Source organism: Rossellomorea sp. GAMAL-10_SWC, assembly GCF_049568075.1.
GTDB lineage: Bacteria > Bacillota > Bacilli > Bacillales > Bacillaceae_G > Gottfriedia.
The window spans coordinates 1,507,463-1,531,898 of sequence record NZ_CP144911.1 but is presented as its reverse complement, the minus strand read 5'-3'; the positions used below and the strand labels follow the sequence as shown (position 1 = coordinate 1,531,898).

The 24,436-nt window shown below is 31.9% G+C and carries 22 protein-coding genes, 2 pseudogenes and 1 other annotated feature; of the genes and pseudogenes, 8 read left to right on the top strand and 16 right to left on the bottom strand.

The window, feature by feature from the left end; genetic code table 11:
* Positions 1-273 precede the first annotated feature (273 nt).
* Positions 274-942 carry a DUF421 domain-containing protein gene (locus V5E38_RS07415; RefSeq protein ID WP_499212742.1) on the top strand — a complete coding sequence of 223 codons (669 nt, stop codon included), beginning with the start codon at positions 274-276 and terminating at the stop codon, positions 940-942.
* 263 nt (positions 943-1,205) lie between these two features.
* Here V5E38_RS07415 and V5E38_RS07410 read toward each other — a convergent pair whose 3' ends face one another.
* The 3 genes from V5E38_RS07410 to V5E38_RS07400 all read right to left on the bottom strand — a co-directional run bounded on the left by V5E38_RS07410 (position 1,206) and on the right by V5E38_RS07400 (position 3,247).
* Entirely contained in the window at positions 1,206-1,715 is a 510-nt protein-coding gene (locus tag V5E38_RS07410; RefSeq protein WP_499212741.1) for a DoxX family protein, read from the bottom strand.
* Positions 1,716-2,130: 415 nt separating this feature from the next.
* Complete coding sequence (locus V5E38_RS07405) at positions 2,131-2,724, bottom strand: DUF2441 domain-containing protein (protein ID WP_499212740.1); 594 nt, start codon at positions 2,722-2,724, stop codon at positions 2,131-2,133.
* Positions 2,725-2,800: 76 nt separating this feature from the next.
* Positions 2,801-3,247 (bottom strand): HIT family protein, encoded by a 447-nt coding sequence (locus tag V5E38_RS07400; protein WP_499212739.1) that lies wholly within the window; start codon positions 3,245-3,247, stop codon positions 2,801-2,803.
* A gap of 913 nt (positions 3,248-4,160) precedes the next feature.
* Between V5E38_RS07400 and V5E38_RS07395 the strand changes: the two genes are divergently transcribed.
* Positions 4,161-4,328, top strand: coding sequence for a DUF3934 domain-containing protein (locus V5E38_RS07395; RefSeq protein WP_097977780.1), 168 nt, complete (start codon positions 4,161-4,163; stop codon positions 4,326-4,328).
* 166 nt (positions 4,329-4,494) lie between these two features.
* Here the strand turns inward: V5E38_RS07395 and V5E38_RS07390 are convergent, their stop codons facing one another.
* The 3 genes from V5E38_RS07390 to V5E38_RS07380 form a co-directional block, all read right to left on the bottom strand.
* Positions 4,495-4,695, bottom strand: coding sequence for a cold-shock protein (locus V5E38_RS07390; RefSeq protein WP_069032402.1), 201 nt, complete (start codon positions 4,693-4,695; stop codon positions 4,495-4,497).
* Between the two features lie 171 nt (positions 4,696-4,866).
* On the bottom strand, positions 4,867-5,043 hold the full coding sequence (locus V5E38_RS07385; RefSeq protein WP_499212738.1) for a hypothetical protein: 177 nt from the start codon (positions 5,041-5,043) through the stop codon (positions 4,867-4,869).
* A 299-nt stretch (positions 5,044-5,342) separates the two neighbouring features.
* Positions 5,343-5,897 carry a hypothetical protein gene (locus V5E38_RS07380; RefSeq protein ID WP_499212737.1) on the bottom strand — a complete coding sequence of 185 codons (555 nt, stop codon included), beginning with the start codon at positions 5,895-5,897 and terminating at the stop codon, positions 5,343-5,345.
* Between the two features lie 416 nt (positions 5,898-6,313).
* On the opposite strand from V5E38_RS07380, the gene V5E38_RS07375 reads away from it, so the two are divergent.
* Positions 6,314-7,828: an MDR family MFS transporter gene (locus V5E38_RS07375; protein ID WP_499212736.1), complete on the top strand. Its 1,515-nt coding sequence runs from the start codon at positions 6,314-6,316 to the stop codon at positions 7,826-7,828.
* Between the two features lie 42 nt (positions 7,829-7,870).
* On the opposite strand, the gene V5E38_RS07370 is transcribed toward V5E38_RS07375, so the two are convergent.
* Together V5E38_RS07370 and V5E38_RS07365 are read right to left on the bottom strand one after the other, a co-directional pair.
* The gene (locus V5E38_RS07370) at positions 7,871-8,527 is read right to left on the bottom strand and encodes an HAD family hydrolase (protein WP_499212735.1); all 657 of its coding nucleotides are present in this window, start codon (positions 8,525-8,527) and stop codon (positions 7,871-7,873) included.
* A gap of 69 nt (positions 8,528-8,596) precedes the next feature.
* Entirely contained in the window at positions 8,597-9,139 is a 543-nt protein-coding gene (locus V5E38_RS07365) for a GNAT family N-acetyltransferase (RefSeq protein ID WP_499212734.1), read from the bottom strand.
* Positions 9,140-9,399: 260 nt separating this feature from the next.
* Here V5E38_RS07365 and V5E38_RS07360 point away from each other — a divergent pair, with 260 nt between their 5' ends.
* Positions 9,400-10,605 carry a cytochrome P450 gene (locus V5E38_RS07360; protein ID WP_499212733.1) on the top strand — a complete coding sequence of 402 codons (1,206 nt, stop codon included), beginning with the start codon at positions 9,400-9,402 and terminating at the stop codon, positions 10,603-10,605.
* 159 nt (positions 10,606-10,764) lie between these two features.
* Here V5E38_RS07360 and V5E38_RS07355 read toward each other — a convergent pair whose 3' ends face one another.
* Positions 10,765-12,186 (bottom strand): aminotransferase-like domain-containing protein, encoded by a 1,422-nt coding sequence (locus V5E38_RS07355; RefSeq protein ID WP_499212732.1) that lies wholly within the window; start codon positions 12,184-12,186, stop codon positions 10,765-10,767.
* Positions 12,187-12,284: 98 nt separating this feature from the next.
* Between V5E38_RS07355 and V5E38_RS07350 the strand changes: the two genes are divergently transcribed.
* Positions 12,285-12,887, top strand: coding sequence for a LysE/ArgO family amino acid transporter (locus V5E38_RS07350; RefSeq protein WP_499212731.1), 603 nt, complete (start codon positions 12,285-12,287; stop codon positions 12,885-12,887).
* An 89-nt stretch (positions 12,888-12,976) separates the two neighbouring features.
* Here the strand turns inward: V5E38_RS07350 and V5E38_RS07345 are convergent, their stop codons facing one another.
* The 3 genes and pseudogenes from V5E38_RS07345 to V5E38_RS07335 form a co-directional block, all read right to left on the bottom strand.
* Complete coding sequence (locus V5E38_RS07345) at positions 12,977-13,132, bottom strand: hypothetical protein (protein ID WP_499212730.1); 156 nt, start codon at positions 13,130-13,132, stop codon at positions 12,977-12,979.
* A gap of 174 nt (positions 13,133-13,306) precedes the next feature.
* Positions 13,307-13,573, bottom strand: a pseudogene (locus V5E38_RS07340) (FAD-dependent oxidoreductase); the annotation flags it as partial.
* A gap of 429 nt (positions 13,574-14,002) precedes the next feature.
* Positions 14,003-14,236, bottom strand: coding sequence for a 3-isopropylmalate dehydrogenase (locus V5E38_RS07335; protein ID WP_499212729.1), 234 nt, complete (start codon positions 14,234-14,236; stop codon positions 14,003-14,005).
* Between the two features lie 436 nt (positions 14,237-14,672).
* Between V5E38_RS07335 and V5E38_RS07330 the strand changes: the two genes are divergently transcribed.
* Both V5E38_RS07330 and V5E38_RS07325 read left to right on the top strand, forming a co-directional pair.
* Positions 14,673-16,052: a type 1 glutamine amidotransferase family protein gene (locus V5E38_RS07330; RefSeq protein WP_499212728.1), complete on the top strand. Its 1,380-nt coding sequence runs from the start codon at positions 14,673-14,675 to the stop codon at positions 16,050-16,052.
* Positions 16,053-16,125: 73 nt separating this feature from the next.
* Positions 16,126-17,477 (top strand): annotated as a pseudogene (locus V5E38_RS07325) (IS3 family transposase).
* Positions 17,478-18,225: 748 nt separating this feature from the next.
* On the opposite strand, the gene ileS reads toward V5E38_RS07325, so the two are convergent.
* Positions 18,226-21,306, bottom strand: coding sequence for an isoleucine--tRNA ligase (gene ileS / locus V5E38_RS07320; RefSeq protein WP_499213534.1), 3,081 nt, complete (start codon positions 21,304-21,306; stop codon positions 18,226-18,228).
* A 66-nt stretch (positions 21,307-21,372) separates the two neighbouring features.
* Positions 21,373-21,617 (bottom strand) — a binding site (T-box leader).
* A gap of 365 nt (positions 21,618-21,982) precedes the next feature.
* Here ileS and corA point away from each other — a divergent pair.
* Positions 21,983-22,924, top strand: coding sequence for a magnesium transporter CorA family protein (gene corA / locus V5E38_RS07315; protein WP_499212727.1), 942 nt, complete (start codon positions 21,983-21,985; stop codon positions 22,922-22,924).
* A gap of 114 nt (positions 22,925-23,038) precedes the next feature.
* Here the strand turns inward: corA and V5E38_RS07310 are convergent, their stop codons facing one another.
* The 3 genes from V5E38_RS07310 to V5E38_RS07300 all read right to left on the bottom strand — a co-directional run bounded on the left by V5E38_RS07310 (position 23,039) and on the right by V5E38_RS07300 (position 24,379).
* Positions 23,039-23,284 (bottom strand): DNA alkylation repair protein, encoded by a 246-nt coding sequence (locus V5E38_RS07310; protein ID WP_387333039.1) that lies wholly within the window; start codon positions 23,282-23,284, stop codon positions 23,039-23,041.
* A gap of 62 nt (positions 23,285-23,346) precedes the next feature.
* Positions 23,347-23,541 carry an NETI motif-containing protein gene (locus V5E38_RS07305; protein ID WP_097977798.1) on the bottom strand — a complete coding sequence of 65 codons (195 nt, stop codon included), beginning with the start codon at positions 23,539-23,541 and terminating at the stop codon, positions 23,347-23,349.
* Positions 23,542-23,656: 115 nt separating this feature from the next.
* On the bottom strand, positions 23,657-24,379 hold the full coding sequence (locus V5E38_RS07300; RefSeq protein WP_499212726.1) for a Bax inhibitor-1/YccA family protein: 723 nt from the start codon (positions 24,377-24,379) through the stop codon (positions 23,657-23,659).
* Positions 24,380-24,436: the final 57 nt, after the last annotated feature.

Genomic DNA, 24,436 nt, shown 5'->3' with positions numbered 1-24,436 from the left:
AGCCGCATATAAGCAGCTCGTGTTCTTCAACTAAAGCATGCGTAAGCCATCCATGAATCCTCAGATTCACAACAGTGAATGGAAGTTTATATCGTACTCCCATGGTAGTTGGATAAGGTATTTTAATTTTCAACAAACATTAAAATTGAAATGGTTGTAAAAAATAATGCAAATAAAAAAACTAAGAAACATTGAGATTACTAAATAATTGAATAAAATAAATACGATTGTAAGAAAATTTAATAAGTAATAAAAAATGAGGAGTCATATTATATGATTTACAAAGAAATTTTTCTTGAATTAATATTTGGGTATATTGCTATTTATATTGTCATTAAAGTATTAGGTAAAATGCAAATTACTATGATTACCCCATTTTATTTGGTTTGTTCACTTGTCCTAGGGAATATATTAATTGGTGGAATTTTTAATAGAGAAGCAACTGTGCCTAAAATACTTTTTGCCATCTTTACTTGGGGTGCTTTAAACTTTGTAACATTATTGATTACACAAAAATCGATACTTGCTAGAAAAGTTTTTGAAGGAGATGCTTCTATCCTCATAAAAAAAGGACATATACAATGGGAGGAGCTAAAAAGAAATCGCTTAGATATTGATCAACTTCTCCAATTACTTAGGGCTAAGAAAACTTTTTCGGTAAATGAAGCAGCCTATGCAATATTAGAAAATGATGGTACCGTCAGCGTACTTAAAAAATCAAATTTTTTAAATCCTACGAAGCAAGATTTAAAAATTAAATTAGAAGAAGAGTTCCTTCCTTTAATCATAATAAGTGATGGCCAGATTCGAATACGAGCTCTTTTAGATTTAAATAAAGATGAAAATTGGGTACATAATTTGCTTTCCGAGGCAAACCTATCGTTAATACAAGTTTGTTATGCAGAGTGGGATTCGAAGAAATTACACTTACATACTTATTAAAAATAAAAAATGAACACAGATTTCGAAAAAATTTCTACCTAATCTTATGCAACTAACGCATGCTTTAGTTCAATAAGCGAGTAAATTTCTATTAGAACCATTTTGAACTTTTATTGTATTTTCAAGATCTACACCTTTGCACTGATACTTAATTTATTCTAAAAGTAAAATCCAAATAGGAATGCTGTTGATAGTTTTCTCGGAATATCAAAAAAGACCACTCACAAATCAGTGAGCGATCTTTATAGAATATGTATTAAAGCTTAAGCAACATCTATTACTTTTTTTGTTTTCTGTGCTAATAGTTTATTTTTAATGGTTGGCATAACCATACCATCTACCCCATATCGCCCTGCATTCATTGCAGATACTAAGATGAACATGGATATTAAAACCATTTGCGGATTTGTACTTGTCGTGCCGCTAAACATATAAGAAAAATTCATCATCAAACCGAAAAAAACAGCTGTTTTTGTGAAACATCCAATCAATAAACCAATCCCGACCAGTAATTCTCCAAAAGAAACTAAAACATTGAATACTTCTATATTAGGAATAATCAAGTTTTTCAACAATGCAACCCACCATCCTTGGACAGCAGGGTGCTCTCCAGTGGCATTTGCTAGTGCACCCTGTAAAAAACCAGATGCATCAAATTTACCGTTTACTACTTTCCCCCAACCAGCCATAACCCACGTGTATCCAAGATATACACGTAACACAGCCAATAGTATAGAGACATTTTTGTTTTGCCTTAAAATATCGATAAACATAACTCTCCCCCTAGGAATTAACATAATAATTTCTATTACCAAGGAATATAATAAATCAATTGATAATGATATTCAATATCATTAATGTTAATTTTTTGTTACATAAATGATATAAATGGTAAAAATTGTAATAACTAAGCTACATTTTTTTTATGAAGTGGATTAATAAAACTTTTGTAAAAGAACTTTAGCACAGTCTAGCAAATGAATAAAAATATTATATATAAGGATTTTTATTTAAGTCACACATTTTACAGATGAAAAAGAAGGATAGAAAAGCAGAAGTAGTATCTGCTTTTCTATCCTTCTTTTTCTACAAATGACCTTATTTACTAAATCGACTTTACGTCGATCGTGTTGTTCAACAAAAGCAATGCGTTAGTTGAATAAGAAATAAATTTAAAAAATGGTGAAATTAAACCGCGAAGTCATCAATAATTTCTACTACTTCAATTTTCCCATTAATTAAAAGTTCAGGAAGATCATTTGTAACATTACCTAGCCAATACTTTCTAGCTTGTTCAATTTTCCGAGCAAATGGAACTCCATCCTCCTTTGGTAAAAGATTTCCATCCCCTTCAAATGAACTCCCCTTAACTCTTAGTTTAACGATTTGCAAAATATTCCTATTGAACGAATCGAATATTTCCTTCCATTTCAAAGCATCCTCATAACTTTTAGCAGCATATAAACAAGACAATCTAGACGGATATTCTGGATATTCTTGTAGTCTAACCATTTCCAAAATTACTTCTCTAATTGCTCTTGTTGTTTGACCTACATATTTCTTAACGACTTCAGTATTTTCTGCATCCAGTTTCAAACCTGCTTCTGTATAATGTTTGTAAAAAATCCGAATAAAATCTTCACCTTTAGAATTCAATTGCTCCATTTCAAAAAAGAAGCTATATAAGGTGTTTTTTTGATCACTGTCGAAGTCAATTATCTGCCCAAGGTTCATTTTTTTCCTAGTAACAATGTGATAAACATATATTTCGTTATCTTTCATGGTTCGTCTCCTACTCGAATACATCATTATTTAACATTTTTTTTTTTGAACTAAGCATACGATAGTTACATAAGTTCTAAAATTCACTTTGCCTATCGATAATCTCTTCGATCATATCTTTTAACCTATTTTTCGTTTCTATAAAATTAGCTTTTTCTTCGATATTATCCTTTTGTTCCTCATAGTAAAATGGTTCTCCTTCAAACCTCGGTATGACGTGCATATGATAATGCGTCAAGTCGTTGAATTTTCCACCGTTTTGGCAAATAGTAATACCATCAGGTTGAAATAATTTTTTTAGTGCCTTTGAAATGGTCATAGATGCTATCATAATAGCATTTGCTGTTTCAACATCTAACTCTTCGGTATCTAAATAATGCTTTTTCGGAAGAATTAAAGTATGTCCCTCATTAAAAGGTTCGATATCCAAAATGCAACAAACATACTCATTTTCAAATACAATATTTACTGATTCAAGTTGGTTAGATAGTCTGCAACCTAAACATTCTGAGTTTAAAATCATAAGTATCTCCTTTGGTAATTATTAATAAATATTTTACCAAAAATATCCACTTACTTAATACTCCTTATTCAACTAAACTTCCATTTTATTTAATAAAAAAAGCCGCATATAAGCAGCTCGTGTTCTTCAACTATTGCTAGCATTAGTTGCATACTTGGTATAACTTTGTAAATAAATTCGATTAATGCTGTATTAGTATCAATAACAATTAAGATTGAGGCAACTTACGAATCGAATAATATTATCAATAGTATTACTAATACCATTCCAATAGGTAGCGAAATTAACAATTGCTTCCACTTTTCATAATTAAGAATAAATACTATTATGGATACTAATTCTAATATCCATCTAGAAACTTGTTCACTTATATTTAACGAATCTGGTAAATACATTGCAGTTATTAAAAAAAGGATAGCCCAAAATATTGAATATTTAATAATTCTTAAAACCAATTTATAATACACGATCATCAATTCCTTATTTACTATTTTAAATGAATAATATCATATATCTTTCTATTTATATTAATTTTAAAGTACTTTACTCGGAAATACTTTTATAAAAAATTGCAATTAAGCAGTTAGTGTTCATAAACTACTTTACCATATTTTGAAATATTTATATTTATATTTATTTTTTTGAATTTCTTATTCCACTAAAGCATGCTACTTAAAAACTATCAAACTAAAAATTATAAGATTTAAAGAGACCTTATTCACCTCTATCATGGATCGCTAATGCAGATCATTTTATGGAACAGACGTATGCTTTAGTTCAATAACAATAAAATTATATATAAATGTGCTCTTTTTTTGAATATATTTATTGCTCAATTCTTTTTTAATAAGTTAATTGGAAATTACTAAAAAACTGTAAAGTAATTAGTGTATAATAGGTATGAGGTGTTTATATGAGTAAAGCTAAAGCTAAAGGCGGTACAGGTAGAGGTACAGATAAGAAGGGTTGGAATAGGTGGCAAGCTAGTGCAAAAAAAGCAAAGAACGCGAAGCCCTATGTTAGCAAAGGAACTAAAAATAAGGCCAATTCCAAAACAACTAATAATAATTCAAATGGCTAATTATATTCGATAATTATTAGTAACTTCATTTTATATGGTCTATAATACTTTAAACCATTTCTTTACTAAGATATTCTCCTTATTCTTTTTGGAATAAGGGTTTTTAAATTTAAAAGACATAAAAAGAGTCGGATTCTACTTTATAGATTCCGACTCTTTTTTTCAATTAAGCCTTTTTAACATTAGTTGCTTGTGGTCCGCGTTGACCTTGTTCTACTTCGAACGTAACGGCTTGACCTTCATCTAATGATTTAAATCCATCAGTTTGAATTGCTGAGAAATGTACGAATACATCATCACCATTTTCACGCTCAATAAATCCAAATCCTTTTTCTGCATTAAACCATTTTACTTTACCATGTTCCATTTTTGTAACCTCCCAGTGTGGCTTACACACAATGTAATAGCCTAATTTTAACAATTTAGTTATGAATTATCAAATTTCCATAAAAAAAAAATAAAATAACCGAGTAATATAGCTGATTTAAAGTTGATTATTGTATAACTAACTCTTGCTATATTGATTAAGAGAGTATCCTTATTTCTTCTCTAAATTACTTATTCTTTGCTCTAATACTTCTATTTTTTTATTTGAAATAAACAAATTATTTGCTGCAATTAATCTTACTTTTTTAATAATAATCATCACGATATATACTACTACAATTAGAATGATCAATTGTAGTAACGTAATGAGTAAACTAAAATTATCCATTTTGCATACTCCTTTTCAACATAAGTACATTAAAATTGCATGTTCAAAAGCGACATCCTTAAACACTTTTTCAAGTGGTGGAAACCAGTCTTGTTCATCCAAACAACTTGCCCACTGCTGTAACAAAAGTGTGTTAGAGATATTTCAATTTTTTCCAGCGAGACGTAATTAATTAATTTTAATAATTCCATTTAAGATTATAAAATCCTTTATTTATTAAACGATCCTTCCATTTACTGAAAATAAAAAAACTGCAATTTAGCAGTATATGATTTTCACCTAAGCATGCGTTAAATGAACTAGTTTAATTTATTGATATAATCTATTTCAAATTTCAAATCACTATTTTTTCCTTTTTTATTTCCTATTTTATTTGTCGCTAATGGAAAGCGTTGCTTATTTTCTAAGTAAAATTTTAACTCTAAAAATGTACTTAATGGAAATTCGTGTGCCTGCCACATTTCTTTATATCCAACAATTCCGTACTCCATGAGAATCATTTCAACTTCTTTTAAAACTTCTTTTAAGAAAACATCATAAGGACATTCTTCATTTAATACTACTGTTTCATCTTCATCATCTTCACAGTAAATAAGATTAATAAGTATATTTTCGTTATCTAAATATTTTAAGTTCCATTCTAAAATATCAGGCTCGGCATCCCACATATAATATGAACCATTTTCTTTAAAATCGCCAACTGGATCAAATAAAGGATGTATTTCTTTTATTGCATTTAAAAGTCCACCTAATGCATCTGTATGATAACCAGGACTAAAACTAAAACTTTGGGAATTAATTTGTATATTAAAATTTGCCCAACCAGCCCCTCGTAATTTATATTCAAACTTCATAATTTCAAACACCCTTCTAATCTATTTTGAAACCAATTATAACATTCCTTATTCAACTAAATTGCCATTATGTTGAAAAAGATCGGAGCCTGCACCATTATTTATATATTTCAAACAACCACAAAGATAAGAGTTACTACCTAAAGGATTTTTAAACGAAGTAAAGAATAAATAAATGTAGAAGAAAATGATAGAATTGACATTTTTACTTGAAATTTGAATTTCCTCTTTTAATTTAGGTATAAAGAATCAAAAAGATTTAAAACGATGACACGTAAATCATAGATAAAATCACTATGCTTGGATTTTTCTAGAAAAGCTTCATTCCCATTAGTTTTAAACTACTACAAGTTCTTCTTTTTTAAGTATTCAATGAATCAATTGAATAATATTGAAAGGTCATAAGGAGGAAAAAGATGAAAGAAAATAACAAGACTCTTATTTTAATAGGACTAATGATTGGAGTCATCTTCTCAGAGCTTGATGAGACAGTCGTTTCAACAGCTATGCCAACAATTATTAGAGATTTAGGAGGGTTAGCGCTTTACGGTTGGGTTGGTGGAGTTTACATGCTTTCGATGACCTCCTTTATGGCAATACTCGGTAAACTTGCGGATTTGTATGGTCGAAAAAAAATATATTTATTTAGTATGGGTTTATTTATGGCTGGCTCAATTATTAGTGGTACGGCTCATTCTATGGAAGTCCTTTTAATTGGTCGTGGAATTCAAGGTATTGGTGCCGGTGGGTTAATGCCACTTGCGATGGTCATTTTCGGAGACAGTTTCCCAGTTGAACAACGTGCAAAGCTACAAGGTATTTTCGGAGCTGTCATGTTTATACCTCAACTACTTGGACCGCTCATTGGAGGATATTTTGTACAGCATATATCATGGCACTGGATCTTCTTAGTAAATATTCCAGTAGGAGTTTTAGCTGCAATTTTATTAGCTTTAGGATTAAACGAATCGAAAGTAGACAAAAAAATTAATATCGACTGGTTTGGTGGGATTTTACTAGTTACCACGTTAATCAGTTATCTACTTACTCCTGTACTTCATCAAACAGAAGGATATGCATGGAGTGATCCTAAAATGATCGGTTTACTTATTTTAGGAACTATTTTACTTGGATTATTTATATTGGTAGAGTCAAAAGCAAAAGAACCAATTATCCCATTGCACTTATTTAAAAATAGAAACTTTGTTGTCATTTCGGCTCTTGTTTTTGTATTTGTTCTTGCGATCATGGGGTCACTTTCATCCTTCCCATTCTTCTCGCAAAATGTACTCGGTTTAACACCTACTGAATCTGGCTATTTAAATTTACCAATTATGGTTGGTGCGATGGGTGCAAGTGTAGTTGCTGGTCGAGTAATGAATAAATTCTCTTATCGAAATATTTACGGTGTTTCATTTATTATACCAATGATCGGTTTCTATTTACTTACAGGTATTACGGCTCACACTTCAATTATTACTTTCGTTATTTATTTCATTATTCTTGGACTTGGATTCGGTGCTCTGTTTAACAATGCATTAATTGTTCAAGAATCAGTTGAAAAGGAAAATGTAGGGATTGCACAATCTGCCGTTATGTTATTTCAATCCATTGGTATGACGATTGGCTTTAGTTTATTTGGTTCTCTATTAGCCTCTAAAATTACATCAGGGATGAAATCACTAGCTGGTAGTCTTACTGTGGATCAATTGCTACAATTAAAAAATGTACAAAATGGTATGATTCCCTCTAATCTTGATCAAAACCTACTTGAAAAAGTAAAAACAGTCTTTAGTCATGCATTCCAGGATTTATATTGGGTATCTTTCGTGCTTGCCATTTTAACATTTCTAATTTGTTGGGGTCTGAAAAAGGAAATTCTAATAAAGAAAGATGAAGCAAGTGAAGTAAAAGAAGTGAATTCTTTTTAACAAAAGAACCATTCCAATTTTTTGGAATGGTTTTTTATCTATTTATTTGTTTGTTATATGCTTAATTACATCTTCTAAAGATTTTTCTGCCATCGATGATAATCTTAAACTATGGTTCTCAAATTTTAAATGTGAGGTAACTTGATTCGGAAGAATTACACAGTGTAACCCTGCTTTCGTTGCCGCAATAAGTCCATTCAACGAATCTTCAAATGCGACAGCCTCTGATGCTTGAACTCCAATTTCCTCAATTGCTTTTAAATATAGCTCCGGATCTGGTTTAACTTTCTTTACATCATCTTTCGTCTTAATTACTGAAAAGTATTCATAAATATTTAATTTTTTTAAGAAGCTTTCTACCCACTCTCTTGAGGAGCTAGAAGCCAAAGCTATTTGTAATCCAGCATTTTTTGCTGAGATTAAATAGTCCTCTACGTTTTCTCTTAGTGCCGGCTCGAGTAGCTTCTCATCAACTAACCCTTTAGCCATTTGTTCGATCAGCTCTTTTTCAATTGGCTCTTTTAAATTTGAATTAATAAAATCGAATAAAATTTCATCACTTGTTCCGACAACTTCTGAAAACTTTTGAAGAGTTAATTCCACTTCATACCGTTGTAGTACTTCCTTATATGCTTCGAACCATACAGACTCAGTATCGACAATTAGACCATCAAAATCAAATATTACAGCTTTAATCATTCCATTTCTCCTTTTCTTTAATTAGACAATTTTACTATATTATGGTTATTTCAGTTTAATATTGTTTTTTTATTTTTGCCAATCAGGTTTAATGAGAGAAAATACGTTTAAATCATGAGACTGATTCCCTTGAACTAAATAACCTCTCAGTAATCCTTCTTTTTGAAACCCTAACTTCTCAACTAAAGTAGATGAGGCTGTATTATCTGGAAAAATATTAGCTCCAATTCGATAGATTCCTAGTTTATTAAAGCAATAAGATGAGATTTCCTTAATCGCTTCGGACATAAATCCTTTTCTCCAATATTCAGGTAATAAATCATATCCAATTTCAGTTCTACTAGCGTGTAAGACTAAATTATTTAAACCAATTGTCCCGATTAATTTTTTTGATTCTTTTTCAACTATTCCCCACCGCATTCCTTGTTGATTTTCAAATCTAGTTTGAAAGGAAACTATCATTTTAACCGCTTGATTTTTTTCAGTAAAGGGGTCCATACCATAGTATTTAATTACCTCTTTATTTGAAAAGATGGAAAAAATCTCATCAACATTTTTTTGTGTAATTTGCACTAAAGATAATCTTTCTGTTTCTAAAACTGGAAAATCCATCATGTTACCCCCTTCTAATACGTTGAATAATCTCATAAACTCAGTTTGTTTACTTGAAGTACCTTATTTTACCATATATCATGATTTAATTTTCTTAATTTTTATTTGATTTATTTCTTATTCATTTATAACTATTTCCTCATGAAAATCATTCTGTACAAAAGTATCCTTTTTTTGTGTTATCCAAAATTTGGGAATAATCCATTTTCACAGAAATAGAAATAAATAGACTCATTTCATTCATAAGGGAGAACAGTTGTATGAACAATCAATTAAAAGTGAATCCACAGCAATTTTACAAAGACCCATATTCGTATTTTTGTAACGCTCGACAAATAAGTCCTATGCTTTATACCGAGCTATTTCAGAGAACTGGATGGCTGGTAACAGGTTATAGAGAAGCCGAAATCATACTAAAAGACCCCCGTTTTATAAAAGAAGCAACCAAAGTCACTCCAACTGAACAAATACCTGAAAGTGTTATGCCTGCAATTGCAATAAATCGAAAAATGATGTTATTTAGAGATGCTCCTGATCATACAAGATTGAGGAATCTCGTGAACAAAGCCTTTTCTCCAAGAATGGTTGAAAATTTACGAACTTCGGTAAATGAAATTGCTGATTATTTGATAGCAAATATGAAGGGAAAATTTACCCACGAACTAATCCGTGATTTTTCATATTTATTACCTGTATTTGTCATAACTGATCTATTAGGTGTTCCGAAAGAAGATCGAGATTTATTTCGCAATTGGTCTGATGCATTTATTAAATTTATTGATTTTAATACGACTATGGAGGATTTAGAGTTAGTATCAAAGGATATTCTTGATGCTTCTAATTATTTCAGAAATCTTATATCTAAAAGAAGAATTGAACCTAAAGAGGATTTAATTAGTAATTTAATCGTAGCGGAGGAATCTGGTGATAAATTAAGTGAAGATGAAATGATCGCAAGTTGTCTTCTTTTATTAATAGCGGGTCATGAAACTACTGTTAATTTAATCACGAATGGATATTATTTATTATTAAAACATCCTGAGCAATTTGAGCTATTAAAAAATGATTTAACGTTAATTCCTTCGGCTATTGAAGAAATATTAAGATACGAATCACCCGTTATTTTTACTTCTAGGTGGGCAAGAGAAGACTTTGAGTTCGCTGGAAATTCGATTAAAAAAGGCGATTACTTTATGGTTTCATTAGGTGGAGCCAATTACGATCCAACAGTCACAACTAATCCTGAAACATTTGATATCACTCGAAAAAATATAAAACATTTATCCTTTTCATCCGGCCCGCATTTCTGCTTAGGTGCCCCACTTGCTAGATTAGAAGGACAAATTGCAATTGAAAAACTGATTAGACATTTAGTGAATCCAGTTCTAATAGAGGAGCCAACTCGCCGTAAAAATGTTGCATTTCGAGGGTTTGAAAGCTTAAAGATTCAGGCAAGTATCCAGTGATGTTTCTAGCAAATTGTGTACTTTTCCAGACAGAAAATAAATTTTAATTTACTATGTTGTAGAACAATATATAACATAAAAAAGAGCATCGAAATCTCGTTGCTCTTTTTTACTGTGCAAAATCTTCATTAAAAGGTACAAATAAAGTTCTAAGTGAAATCACTGTTGGCTTATTTGTAGTAAAATATTTAATCCCTTTTTTAAATCTTCAAATGACGCGTAGGCATAAGAAAGACGAATATGGTGTAAATCTCTTGATTCGTAAATATAACCTGGATTGATTAATATATCTTCTTTAAGTAATTTTAAAAATAAAGTCTTATTTATAATTGGATTATGAAATCTGAGCCATATGTAGAAACCACCTTCAGGCTTTTTCCATGAAGCTATTTTTTTAAAGTCCTTTTCTAAAATTTCTTCTACGTATTTAGCTCTTTTTTGCAATTGTTCGCGAAGGTTTACAAGATGCTTTTCGTATAGACCGTTTGCGATCCAGTGTGATACGATTTCTTGCGAAAAGGCACTTGAACCGTAATCTGTTTGCATTTTAATATCAGCTAATCGTTCAATTACAGGCGAAGGTGCAACAACCCAACCAATTCTTAATCCTGGACTTAGTGTTTTGGATACACTCCCGATATATAGAACTTGTCCTGATGTGTCAAACGATTTTATAGCAGGAGAAGATGATTCAAAAAGCAATTCGTGATACACATCATCTTCAATAATCGGAATTTGTAGCTCTTTGCATGTATCAAATAGATTTTGCTTTTCTTCCAACGACCAATTATAGCCCGTTGGATTGTTTAGTGTTGGAACACAGTAGAATAAAGATTGCCTCTTTCCTTTATGTGCCCGTAAATTATCTTTTAATTGATGTTCTCTTGAAACTGAAATCATTCGCATACCATTAGATTGAAATGGATGTACTGAATTTAAATACGAAAATTGTTCTTGAAATAAAATGGATCCCTCTTCCAATAATCCAACTGCAATTAATTGAAGCGCTTGAAGTGCACCCGAAACAATTAAAATGTTCTCTGGTGCTAATTCAAAACCGCGTTTTTTTAAATAATTACTTAAAATTCCTCGGAGCTTTTCACTTCCTTGCGGAGATGAATAACCAATTGCTTTGGAATCAAGTGAAATCTTTCTTAACGAATCTTCTATTTGTTTAGTTGGTAATAATTCAGGTGATAATTCACCTGTTCCAAGACGGATGATATGATCCATTTGCTCATATTCATTTATGAGCTGAATCGTATGGTAGTTTGGTTTATGAATACTTGATTCTATATGTCTCTGCCAATTTGGTTGATTTTTGCTCAAAAGTACGTTCCAAGAATTGTTAGCCACATATACCCCTGAACCCATTTTTGATTCAATCAATCCATCTGCCCTTAATTCATCAAGTGCAAGTTGTACGGTACTACGGTTCACATTAAATTGCGTTGCTAGTTGCCGCTGTGTTGGAATCTTTGTGCCAACAGACCAATCACCTCGTTCAATTCGAGATTTTATCCAATCTACAATTTGCTCTTGCATAGTCAAATGAGAATCACGATTTGGTTTCCATTTCATCTAACTCCCCCTAAATTGGGTGGATATAAAACCATCCAATTGGTTGTTTTCTTTTAGTTTTATCATAGTACGATAGTAATTGAAAGGGAGTTGATTTGATGGAAGCTATTATTCATGGTCTAGTCTTAGCATTCGGACTTATTTTACCTTTAGGGGTACAGAATGTATTTGTATTTTCACAAGGTGCCACACAGCCAAAACTAATTCGAGCGCTTCCTGCGACTTTTACTGCTGCTGTGTGCGATACTTTTTTAATTCTATTAGCTGTTTTCGGACTTTCCACTATCGTTCTACAATTTGAATGGCTAAGAATTAGCCTGATGATTGCGGGTATTTTGTTTTTAATATACATGGGGTATGTTATTTGGAGATCTAAACCTGCAGCAAACGAATCAAACAGTGCATTACCTAGCCGACAGCAGATCATTTTTGCTTTATCAGTTTCCTTATTAAACCCTCATGCAATCTTAGATACAGTGGGTGTAATTGGAACAAGTGCATTAAAATATGTTGGAAAGGAACAAGTTTTCTTTACGATTGCATGTATTACAGTATCTTGGATTTGGTTTATTGGTTTAACGGTCGCAGGCTCAATCATGAAGAAGGTAGACAGTACAGGAGGTTTAATGAACATATTCAACAAATTCTCCGCCTTATTTATTTGGGGAACTAGCATTTATCTTTTAATTGGATTAACTTAATGTAGAGTAGAGGATGATCGATTGAATAATGATCATCCTTTATTAATAGTTCAACTTAAATATAGAGTAATTGATAACCGTTTTTAAAATTATCTTTTTTCAATCGGTTTAGCGAAAATAATTGATATTAAAAATCCAATAAATCCACCGCCAATAGAACCGGCAAATGCTGAGTTAATTTCGCCATCAAATAAGAATACTCTAACTAAAAAATACGATATGGCAAAAGAAAATGCGTATATCAATTATACATAAATGCTCTTTTTAGAAATCATCTAATCCTCCTTAAATCATCCAGAACTGATTAATTAATTCAACAGCTATTTTAATAAACCTTTAAACTATTGAATTTAAGAAGAAAAATGACAGACTAAAATCTTGGTTATTAGTCTGTCATTTTTCTTAAACTATTTTCAGTTATGCTGAATACGCATGGCTCCGGCTTCAAAGAACTGATCATCCTTAAACTCGGATCGCTTAGTGTAGACGCGTCCTCCCACTCTTTCAGAGGCCTCAAGAATTGTAACAATATGTCCAGCTTGTTTAAGTAATGAGGCAGAGACTAGTCCAGCCATACCAGCACCAACAATGATGATATTTTTAGGAGCATTAGTTTGATTTAGTCCATTTCTTATAATTGAAATCGTTTGTTCGTTAGATAACTCAGGAGTGATGTAACTTGACATATTTACCTCCTATCTCAGCCTTTTTTGTTATAAAGTTATGTAAATCTATATTTCTTTTAATCAACTAGTACATACTTTCGTCAATTCGTTATATTAATTTTCTAATAAAGCAATCACTTCTTTAATTTGTTCTAATTCATGTTAATCGAACAAAATATAAAATTTTTCTTTCAAATATCCCAAGTTTATCTCCAATTTTAATGAAGTTAATTTCTAATTATTAACTCCTGATTTTAAGGCGGGTTATTTTACCGTTGAATTTATCGTAATTTTTTATCACTAGTGTAGTATTCCATGTTATACGTCAAAAATTAACACACAAAAAAGGTCCGTTCATAAACCTCTCAAAACGTCAATCTGCCTCTTTATTTTTGAGAGTGTTTGAAAGCTTTATTATACTTACAACCATTGCAATCAGGAAAACTATTACTATTTATTATTAGATAGGTAACCCACAAGATTTAATCCGAAAAAGAATCCAAAAGCATCATTAAGAATAATCATAGCGATGAACCCCTCAACAATTGCTAAAACTCCAGCAGAGATAAGGATAATAAATGCCGAGAAGTATATATTTTTCGTTTTTCGATAATAAAAAAATGCGATTACATTGACAGATACTATTGAAATTATCAGTAAAAACATTAGAAGCTGTTTCGCCATGTACCCTCCTTGTGAACATAATTTTTATTAATAGTAATCAATTGAAAAATATTTCCATATTTTACCATATGTTTCAAAAAGATTTTTTAATAATTATTTTTTGGCCAAAGGGGCTGTCGACAAATTAGAAAAAAATTTGTCAGCAGTCCCTTTATTTAATCTTCATCTATTTAATGTTTAAATTACAGTCTATTTCAGTCTCTGTCTTTTCAGTGGTCTGAAACCAGTTAAGTCTGAAGTCTGAAATAAAAATCAAGCTCAAGTACGATTACCAAAGGTTTAGATAAAACGTAATATGAAATCAAGATAAAAACAAATACCCTGCGGGGGTACTTCGAAATTTTTTTTATTAATACCCAAATAGGGAGCCTTATTATCAAAGGCAATGGTATTCATAAACAATAACAACATTTGTTTCCAAAAGGAGGATTATAAAATGAAAAGATTAGTCTTACGGTTAGCAGTTTATTTGCTAATTTTGGTTGTGTTTGTCGGGGGGACCGAGTTCTATGGCTTTAATCGTCATCAAAAAGATTTTTACTTAAACGTCCGCCATGAGCCTGTTCCTTCACTACAAGGAGTAAAAGTCCCCCTGTTTGATCCAAATAAACCGACTGTGGCAGTTGTGATGGCGGATTCATCAATACCAACTGAAGATTTCGACTTTCTCATTCCATACACACTTTTTTCTATGACGGATGCGTATAATGTATATGCTGTTGCACCTGACAAAAACATCAAGTCTTTATCAGGCGGTTTGGATGTGATTCCTCATTACTCATATAAAGAACTGGATTACTTATTAAATAAAAGTCCAGATATAATTGTTGTTCCTTATATGAAGATAATAAATGAAGATAAATACAAACCAACTCGCGAATGGATTCAAAAACATTCCAGCAGTAAAACGACGACTTTTTTAAGTATTTGTGGTGGATCAGAGAATCTTGCTGATGCAGGTTTATTAAAAGGAAAATCCGCCACCTCACACTGGCAAGCTTTACCTCTTTTAATCAAGAAATATACTGAAACAAATTGGAAAGAGGATGTGCGGTATGTTCAAGACGGAAACACCTTAACTACAGCCGGTCAAAGCGCAGGTATCGATGGAGTACTTCATTTGATTTCTCAGAAATTAGGAGAACCCATGGCTGCAAAAATAGCTAAGGAAATTAGTTATCCTTCGTACCAATTCGTTCAAAATCCGAAAGTGGAACCTAAGAACATGAATATAAAATTTGCAACATATTTACTAAATCTTGGATTCAATTGGAATAAGAAACAAAATGGGGTTCTTCTGTATAAAGATATGGATGAAATAGCTTTATCTTCTATATTTGATTCTTATGGAGACACCGGAACTACACAAATCTTGACTGTGTCTAGTTCGGATGCTCCAATAACTACGAAACATCATCTTAATATTCTGGCAAGGCATCAAATATCTAATGCTCCAAAATTAGACAAAATGATCATTCCAGGTGGCGATGCAAAATCACTAGCGGCGGCAGATATAAAGCTCTGGGATGAAAAAGGTAATACTAAAGAGACCCTCCTGATCCATAGTGATTCACCAAACAGATATGTATTCGAAGCGCCATTAGAAGACTTAGCTAAACAAGAAGATCTACTAACTGCAAAACATGCTGTTAAACGTTTCGAATATCGTGCGAATGGTATCCATCTTGAGGGCAATCCATTTCCTCTTGAAACTTACGTCTATTTACTTCTAACCATTCTTCTATCATTGTTGGTAGCTTTCTGTATTGACAGAAGATTCATTATGAAAAAACCAATTTTCAAATCGTATAAATAATCCAATTAACCATTACCGCTTTGAAGTGCACCCCAAATGTTAGACACGACTAACATTTGGAGGTGCATTTTTTATGACTAAATTTACTACTGAACATAAATTAGCGGTAGTTATGCGTTATTTAGAAGGTAAGGAAAGTTTTCGTTCTATTGGTAAGTTATTTGGAACGTCCCATGCTGAAGTGAGAAACTGGGTAGCTCAATATAAGGAAAATGGGATTAATGGATTGCTTAAAAAGTCATATACAAGTTATTCGGTACAGTTTAAACTAAACGTATTAAAGTATATGAATGACCACGGGACGTCACCTAATGAAGCAGCTGCAATTTTCAGTATTCCTTCCCCTAGAACGATTCGAAAATGGAGGACTCAATTTGAAACACAAGGACAAGACGCCCTAGAATCAAAGAAAAAGGGGCGACTTTCCATGAAAAAAGAAACAAAGAAAACTACACCTGTTGTAGAATCAATTGAAGAACTTCAAGCTGAGATAGAACGTTTACGCATGGAAAATGCATATCTAAAAAAGTTGAATGCCTTAGTTCAAAACAAGGAAAAATCACGAAACAAGACAAAGTAAAAGTTGTCTATGAATTAAGGCATGAGTTTTCGTTAAAAGAACTTCTACTGCTAGCCAGTATTTCGCGTAGTACGTTTTATTATTGGATGAAAAATCTAGAACGTCCTGATCCAGACGCAGAGTTAAAAGTGCTGATAAAAGAAATTTATGAGGAACACGAATTTCGTTATGGCTATCGTAAAATTCGAGACGAGCTTACGAATCGTGGTTATAAAGTAAATCATAAAAAAGTTCAACGACTTATGAAAGAACTAGGGATAAAATCACTTGTGAAGGTAAAGAAATATCGCTCTTACAAAGGTGAAGTAGGTAAGATTGCACCCAATATTTTAAATCGAAATTTTCAAGCTGAAAAACCAAATGAGAAATAGGTTACAGATATAACTGAATTTAAATTATTTGGAGAAAAGCTATACTTTTCACCTATGTTGGACTTATATAATGGAGAAATAATTGCTTATACAATTGGTTCACGTCCAACTTATTCACTTGTATCAAATATGTTAGAACAATCTCTTGAACGTTTAACAGATTCCGATACACTACTAATTCATTCAGACCAAGGGTGGCACTATCAAATGAAAAAATATCGTAGTGCTCTTATTAAACGTGGAATCACTCAGAGTATGTCACGAAAAGGAAACTGTTACGATAACGCAGTAATTGAAAGTTTCTTTAGTATCATGAAATCTGAACTACTCTATCTTAAAGAATTTAACAGTGTCGAACACTTTAAACAAGAACTAGCTAAATATATAGATTACTACAATAACAAACGAATTAAGGCAAAATTAAAAGGCATGAGCCCAGTAAAATACCGAGTTCATGCCCAACAGGCTGCCTAATTGAAGTAACCAGTCTAACTTTATGGGGTCACTACACTTACGGGCGGTTTTTTATTTTTCATAAAACCTATAATGTCTCCCACTAAGCTGAACATGCGAATATACTATTCTGCAACCACTCACTTTTTAATGTCTTTTGAATAGTTTACTTTATAAAGTAAGGGGGTAATTAGATGGATTTAAATGAAAAATTATTGTTATTACTCTTCTTAGATAAATTTCAAATTTATTACTTAGTGGTAATCTAGCTGAGACTTTTGCTTTTGCGGTCCTACTAAGAACGATAACTAACGACAGAATAATAAGAAACATGTTCGTTTTATTAATCATCCGTATCACAAATTCGAATGAGATACCTGTTGCAACAAGTGATTCAACTAACAATAATGCATCTAACACACCATGATATTTTAGTCTTTTTGAACTTCATTCCATGTTGCCGTATATATACTATTGATTTGGCGATTTTCTTTCAATATTAATCACCCCTTGTACAATATGATTTAAGCTTCATCTAAAAATTAATACAAGCAAGTAAAAGTATGATGTAAATATTACAACCTTTCTAAAAATTAAAGCATTTAATGATTGTTAAGATCATAAGTTTCTTTTTGTATCTACATATCCATCTATTGAATTTCCAATAAAATTCTTATAATCTTTAGTCAAAAATTTTTTGTATTATTGCCTAAAAAAATGACAGACTAAAATTTTGTTATTAGTCTGCCATTTCACTTTAACTATTCAATTAATTAGAAGCAACTAATTCTATTTGGGACTGATAATCACCAACTTTAATTTCTTTTCCATTCACTTGATTTTTCACAACTAGTTTTCTCATTAATAAGTTTTCCTCAAGCATTCCTTTAAACTTTTCTATGATTTCAATAAACTCTAGATTAGCTGTTATTTTAATGTCTACGCGCATATTAATTGGTAGATCCAATTCTTTTCGGTATTCTTGAATAGACCTGATTAATTCTCTTACAGAACCTTCTTGGATAAGATCTTCTGTTAGTAACGTGTCGAGTGTCACTGTATATTCGCCATTTGTCGCTGAGGCAAAACCTTCTCTTGCGCTTTTTTCAACTAAAATATCTTCTGTGTCGACTTTAACAGTTTCTCCTGTCTCAACTAATACATTAGCGTACCCGCTCTCAATCACTCTTTTTGCTTCTTCATTTGTTAATGTTTGAAGTGATTGATTGACTAAATTTGAAAGCTTTCCAAATTTTGCTCCTGATTTTTTAAAATCTAATTTCAATTTTAAGATTGAAAACTCATTTTCGTTGTTTACTTGTTGGAATTTTTTTACGTTTAACTCATCTAAAACTATTTCTTTATATAAATCCCAATCAAACTCCACATTGTTACTAACTAAAGTTAAACTAGCTAGTGGCTGTTTAATCTTTAATGAATTTGCATTTCGGATGCTTCTTCCAAGTTCCACAACTTTTAGAACTGCATCCATTTCCTTTTCAAGCTGAACGTCGATTAATGTTTCATCGCAAACTGGGAAATCAGATAAATGGACGCTTTGTTTTGTTAAATTAAAATAAACATCTTCCGCTAAGAATGGTGTAAACGGTGCTACTAATTGACTTACTTTTGTTAATACTTCAAACAGTGTATAGTAAGCCGCTGCCTTCTTTTTATTCATTCCATTTGACCAAAATCGTTCTCTTGATCTTCTTACATACCAATTGCTTACTTCATCTACTAATTTAGCGATGTCTCTTGCAGCATTTGTAAATTGATAATCCTCTAAGTTTTTAGTTACATTTTTGACTGTGCTATGCAAACGTGAAATGATCCATTTATCCAACGTACTTGATTGATACTCATATTGTTCTGTTGTATTAAATCCATCTAAATTTGCATATAAACTGTAAAAACTATGAACATTGTCGATTGTATCGATGAGTTTCGATTTCGCCTCTTGAACGACTCTTTCAGAAAAACGCTTCGGATTCCAAGGCGCACTGTCTACCAATAAAGCCCATCTTAATGAATCAGCACCATATTTTTGAATTAATTCTACTGGATCTAGTGCATTCCCTTTACTTTTAGACATTTTTTGTCCATTTTCATCTAAAACATGGCCTAGAGATAATACTCGTTTATACGGTACTTTCCCGGTAAATAAAGTAGATACTGCAAGTAAACTATAGAACCAGCCTCTTGTTTGATCAATCCCTTCAATGACAACATCAGCTGGGAATTGTTTTGTAAATTTCTCTTTATTTTCAAAAGGATAATGATACTGGGCAAATGGCATCGAACCACTATCGAACCAGACATCAATTACTTCAGGTGTTCTTTTCATATTCCCTTTACAATTTGGACAATTAAGAGTAACTTCATCAACAAAAGGTTTGTGCAGTTCAATTGAGCTGTCAATTTCTTCAACCGAATGGTTACATAATTCATTTATACTTTTTGGTGCTAATTGATGATTACATGAAACACATTCCCAAACATTTAATGGGGTGCCCCAATATCTTTTTCGGCTAATATTCCAATCTACCATTTGTTCTAAAAAATTACCGAATCGGCCGTATTTTATATGATCTGGATGCCAAGTTACTTCTTTATTATTTTTAATAAACTCATCCTTTAATGCGGTCGTTTTAATAAACCAACTTTCATTCGCATAATAGAGTAAAGGTGAATCACAACGCCAACAATGCGGATAGCTGTGCTCATATTTTTCTTTACTAAATAATAAATCGTTTTCGGCTAAATACCTCACTATATCTACATCACACTCTTTAACAAAACGACCTTGAAAATTAGGTACTTCTTCAGTATATTGGCCCTTTTCATTCACTACATTTACAAAAGATAACCCATTTTCTTGTACAACCTTGTAGTCATCTTCACCGTATGCAGGTGCGATATGAACAATTCCAGTACCACTACCTTCAGTTACAAAATCTGCTTTCACAACTTTATGACCAACTTCAACCTTTACGAAATTAAATGGAGGTGAATAACTAATACCGATTAGATCTGCCCCAAGAAATTCAGATAAAATGACGTAATCAGCTTTTAGCACTTTATCTACTAATGCCTTAGCAAGAATATATACTTCCTCACCTTTTTTAGCACGAACATATTCCATTGTTGGATTTACAGCTAAGGCTACATTAGCTGGAAGTGTCCACGGAGTTGTCGTCCATCCAAGGAAATAGACATTTTCTTCATCTTGCAATTTAAACTTAACGGTTGCAGATAAATCCTTAACGTCCTTATATCCTTGCGCTACCTCATGTGAGCTTAGTGATGTTTGACAGCTAGGGCAATAAGGTGAAACACGATGACCTTTTATTAGTAAACCTTTTTCATGAATTGTCCCAAGGATATTCCATACACTTTCGATATAAGAATTGTCCAGTGTTACATATGGATCATCCATATCCACCCAATAACCTAACTGCTCAGTAAAGTCTCGCCATTGTTTCTCGTAAGTAAAAACACTTTCTTTACATTTATCTAGAAAAGCTTTTACACCATAACGTTCAATTTCTGCCTTACCTGAAATGCCTAACATCTTTTCAACACCGAGTTCAACTGGTAAACCATGCGTATCCCATCCAGCTTTACGAACAACTTGGAAACCAGCCATAGTTTTATATCTAGCTACCACATCTTTTATCGTACGACCTAATGCGTGACCAACGTGTGGTAGTCCATTTGCAGTTGGGGGACCTTCATAAAAAACAAAAGATTGATTATGTTCTCTTTGTTCAACTGATTTAATAAAAGTATTTTCTTTAGACCAAAGTTCACTAATCCTTTTTTCACGATTTTGAACAGATTCTTTTATGTTTTCTTTTTTCATATGATATCGCCTCTCTTCTTTTTTTAAAGCACACAAAAACCCGCCCCTATAATAAGGGACGGGTTTAACCGCGATACCACCCTAATTCTATTGAAAACATTCCGCTCTTCAATAGCACTCAGTCACGTACAATCATACGCGTTCCTTTTAACGGTAGACACCCGTTCAAACCTACTTATGTTTTCAGTTTGACTTCTCGGAGAGGATCTTCATTTAAGTACTATTCACCGGATTTCAGCTTCCCCGGCTCTCTGTAGAACAGTAACGAAAATTACTTTTCTCGTCATTGAATTCATTTGTGTGCTTTAATTGTTATTTATTATATCCATCGACTACTAAAAAGTCAAAGTTTTCTTAAATTTATTTTTTACTTAATTTAAATTCCGTACTCCAATTGCAAAAGAAACTTCTAAATGTCAAAGTTAATGATCCTTTTGATCGCAAAATAACTTTTTATCACTTTTCACTATTTTACGCCACTAAGGAAAGAAAAGCAGCTATTATTTCTCTACCTTTTTCAATTCTAATCTAATTTTACAATTTTAAACGAAACAATCTTTTGTGAATCGTTAATCCTTTCTCATAATTTTTTTAAAAACTAATGGAGAATATTGTGTTAAACTGATTTTGGAGAAAATTAAATAGAAAAAGGGGTGCCGAAATGATCAAAACGATGGCTGTATACAAGGACGGAACCCATGCGTTTGATGTATCAATTGAAGAATTAAATTCCGAACAAATTGATTGGGTTTGGGTCGATTTTGGAAAACCTGAAAAAGAAGAAATTGACTTATTGCGAACTCAATTCCAATTCGATGAAATAGCAATTAAGCATTGTGTAAGTTATAAAGAAAGACCGAAAATGGATTATTACGATGGCTATCGTTTTATCATTCTACAATCATTGCAGGAGAACATGGAACAAGCTGAAATCGATCTCTTTTTGTCCCACAAGTACATCGTCTCATTTTGCTGGGAGGAGTCAAATGCGATACAAATTGTGTGGAACAAACTAAAAGGATTAAAGAGTACAAAAGGAATAAAACCAGAACGAATCCTGTATCACATTTCTGATGAAATTGTTGATAAATTCTTTCCAATCGTCCAAAAAATTGAAGATGACATCGAAGAGATTGATGAATTAGGAACAAATTCCGATTTAAGCATGATCGATGGAATTAAAACACAATTAAGCAAGTTATCAAAAGTAAGAAAAACAGTTAAACCTACAAAAGATTTAATTTATCGTATATTAAATTCAACCCACGTTGAAATTGACAAAGAAACGACAAAGAAATTGCGAATCGTCTACGATCATTTATTAAAACTATTAGATGACATTGCAGATAACAGGGAAATGGCAAATGACATTAGAGAAAGTTATATTTCAACAAACTCACACAAAATGAATAAAACGATGAAAATGTTAACATCGGTCTCGATTGTGTTCATGCCACTAACATTCATCGTCGGTGTATATGGAATGAATTTTGTTCACATCCCTGAGCTTCAATTAAAATATGGTTATTATTACTGTTGGGTGATCATGCTAATCATCGTGATTGGATTAGTGATCTGGTTCAAGAAAAAAGATTGGTTCTAAAATACTCGTTATAATAAGAAAAACTAAAACTATCCAACAAAAATAAGATGATCTTTGTAGAGGTCATCTTATTTTTATTCTATTTATACCTTTGTACTTAGTTTTTTTATTTTATTATTTCAATGAATCTGCTGTTTTTTCAAACATTACACTTTGATCAATTAAACCACAAGTTCCACATTGAACTAAATATTCTGGACCTTTATATGGAACAAAAAATGGATCTAGCCCACTTGAAACGTATTCTTCTGATTCAACATCTCCGCTTTGAGCATTTAATTTAACTGCTTTTGGGTTTTGTTCGATTAAATAAAATCTACTTTTGTTTGTTTTACAGCGTGGACATGCTAATTTATGCATATTTTCACCTCATTTTATTCATATAAGGTTACTATTCCATTAAATTATTATATTTATTCATATTAATTCGTATTTAATTTGCCTTCAAATACAATCTTTCTTCCAGTCGGTTCAATTTCTACCTTTCCATTAATCATTTGTTCTGAAAATATTGGTACTTCCATTCTTTTAACTGGTGTATAGCCTTCTCTTTCCATTCTCTCTAAGCAATCATTAATTGTTTCATTTTCAAAGACTTCAAATTTTTTCTTACTCATCTATTTCCCTACTTTCCACTATTGTAATTCTATCTAATCATAATTGAATTCAAATCAAACTATAGTAAAAAACCTTACTTTCATTTGAGAGTAAGGTCTGACTGACTAAAATTATTTAATCGCGAAGCCTCGATAGGAATCGAAGTGCTTCAATATAAACCCAAATGACTGTTACTAATAAACCAAAAGCACAATACCACTCGAACTCTTTTGGTGCACCTTGTCTAACACTTGTCGTAATTAGATCAAAATCCAAGAATAGATTTAATGAAGCAATCACAAGTATCGCTAAACTAACTAATATTCCGATTGGACCAGATTGATGGATATATGGAATTGGAACATGGAATAGTTGAAGGACCATCGTTAGTAAATAAAAGATAAACACTCCGATTGTTAATCCGAAAACACTTGATCTAAAACGGTGGGTTACTTTAACTAGTCCAGTAGCATAACAAATTAATGTTCCTGCTATAATTGCTATTGTTAATAGAACCGCTTGTAGGACAATCATCCCATATGTTGCTTCGTAAACAGCTGAAATATTACCAATTAGAATCCCTTCAACTGCTGCATAAATAGGTGTAGTAATTGGCGCAATTCTAGGAGAAAAAGATGTTACTAACCCAATTATGAATGCAACGATTAAACATCCTATAAACACTTTAGAATTCAGTGTTCCAGTAGCCGTTAGATAAAATGAGTATCCTGCTGTTGCAATTAGTAAGATTAATGCGATAATTGTTTTACCAATTGTCCCACCGATCGTCATCGCTTTAGCAGCATGTCTTGATTTCGTTAATCGTTCAGAATTTAAGATAGGATTTGAACTCCTCATTTAAACTCCTCCTTTATTTTATACCTTTATTTTACCATTTTTAGTAAATTTCTTAAA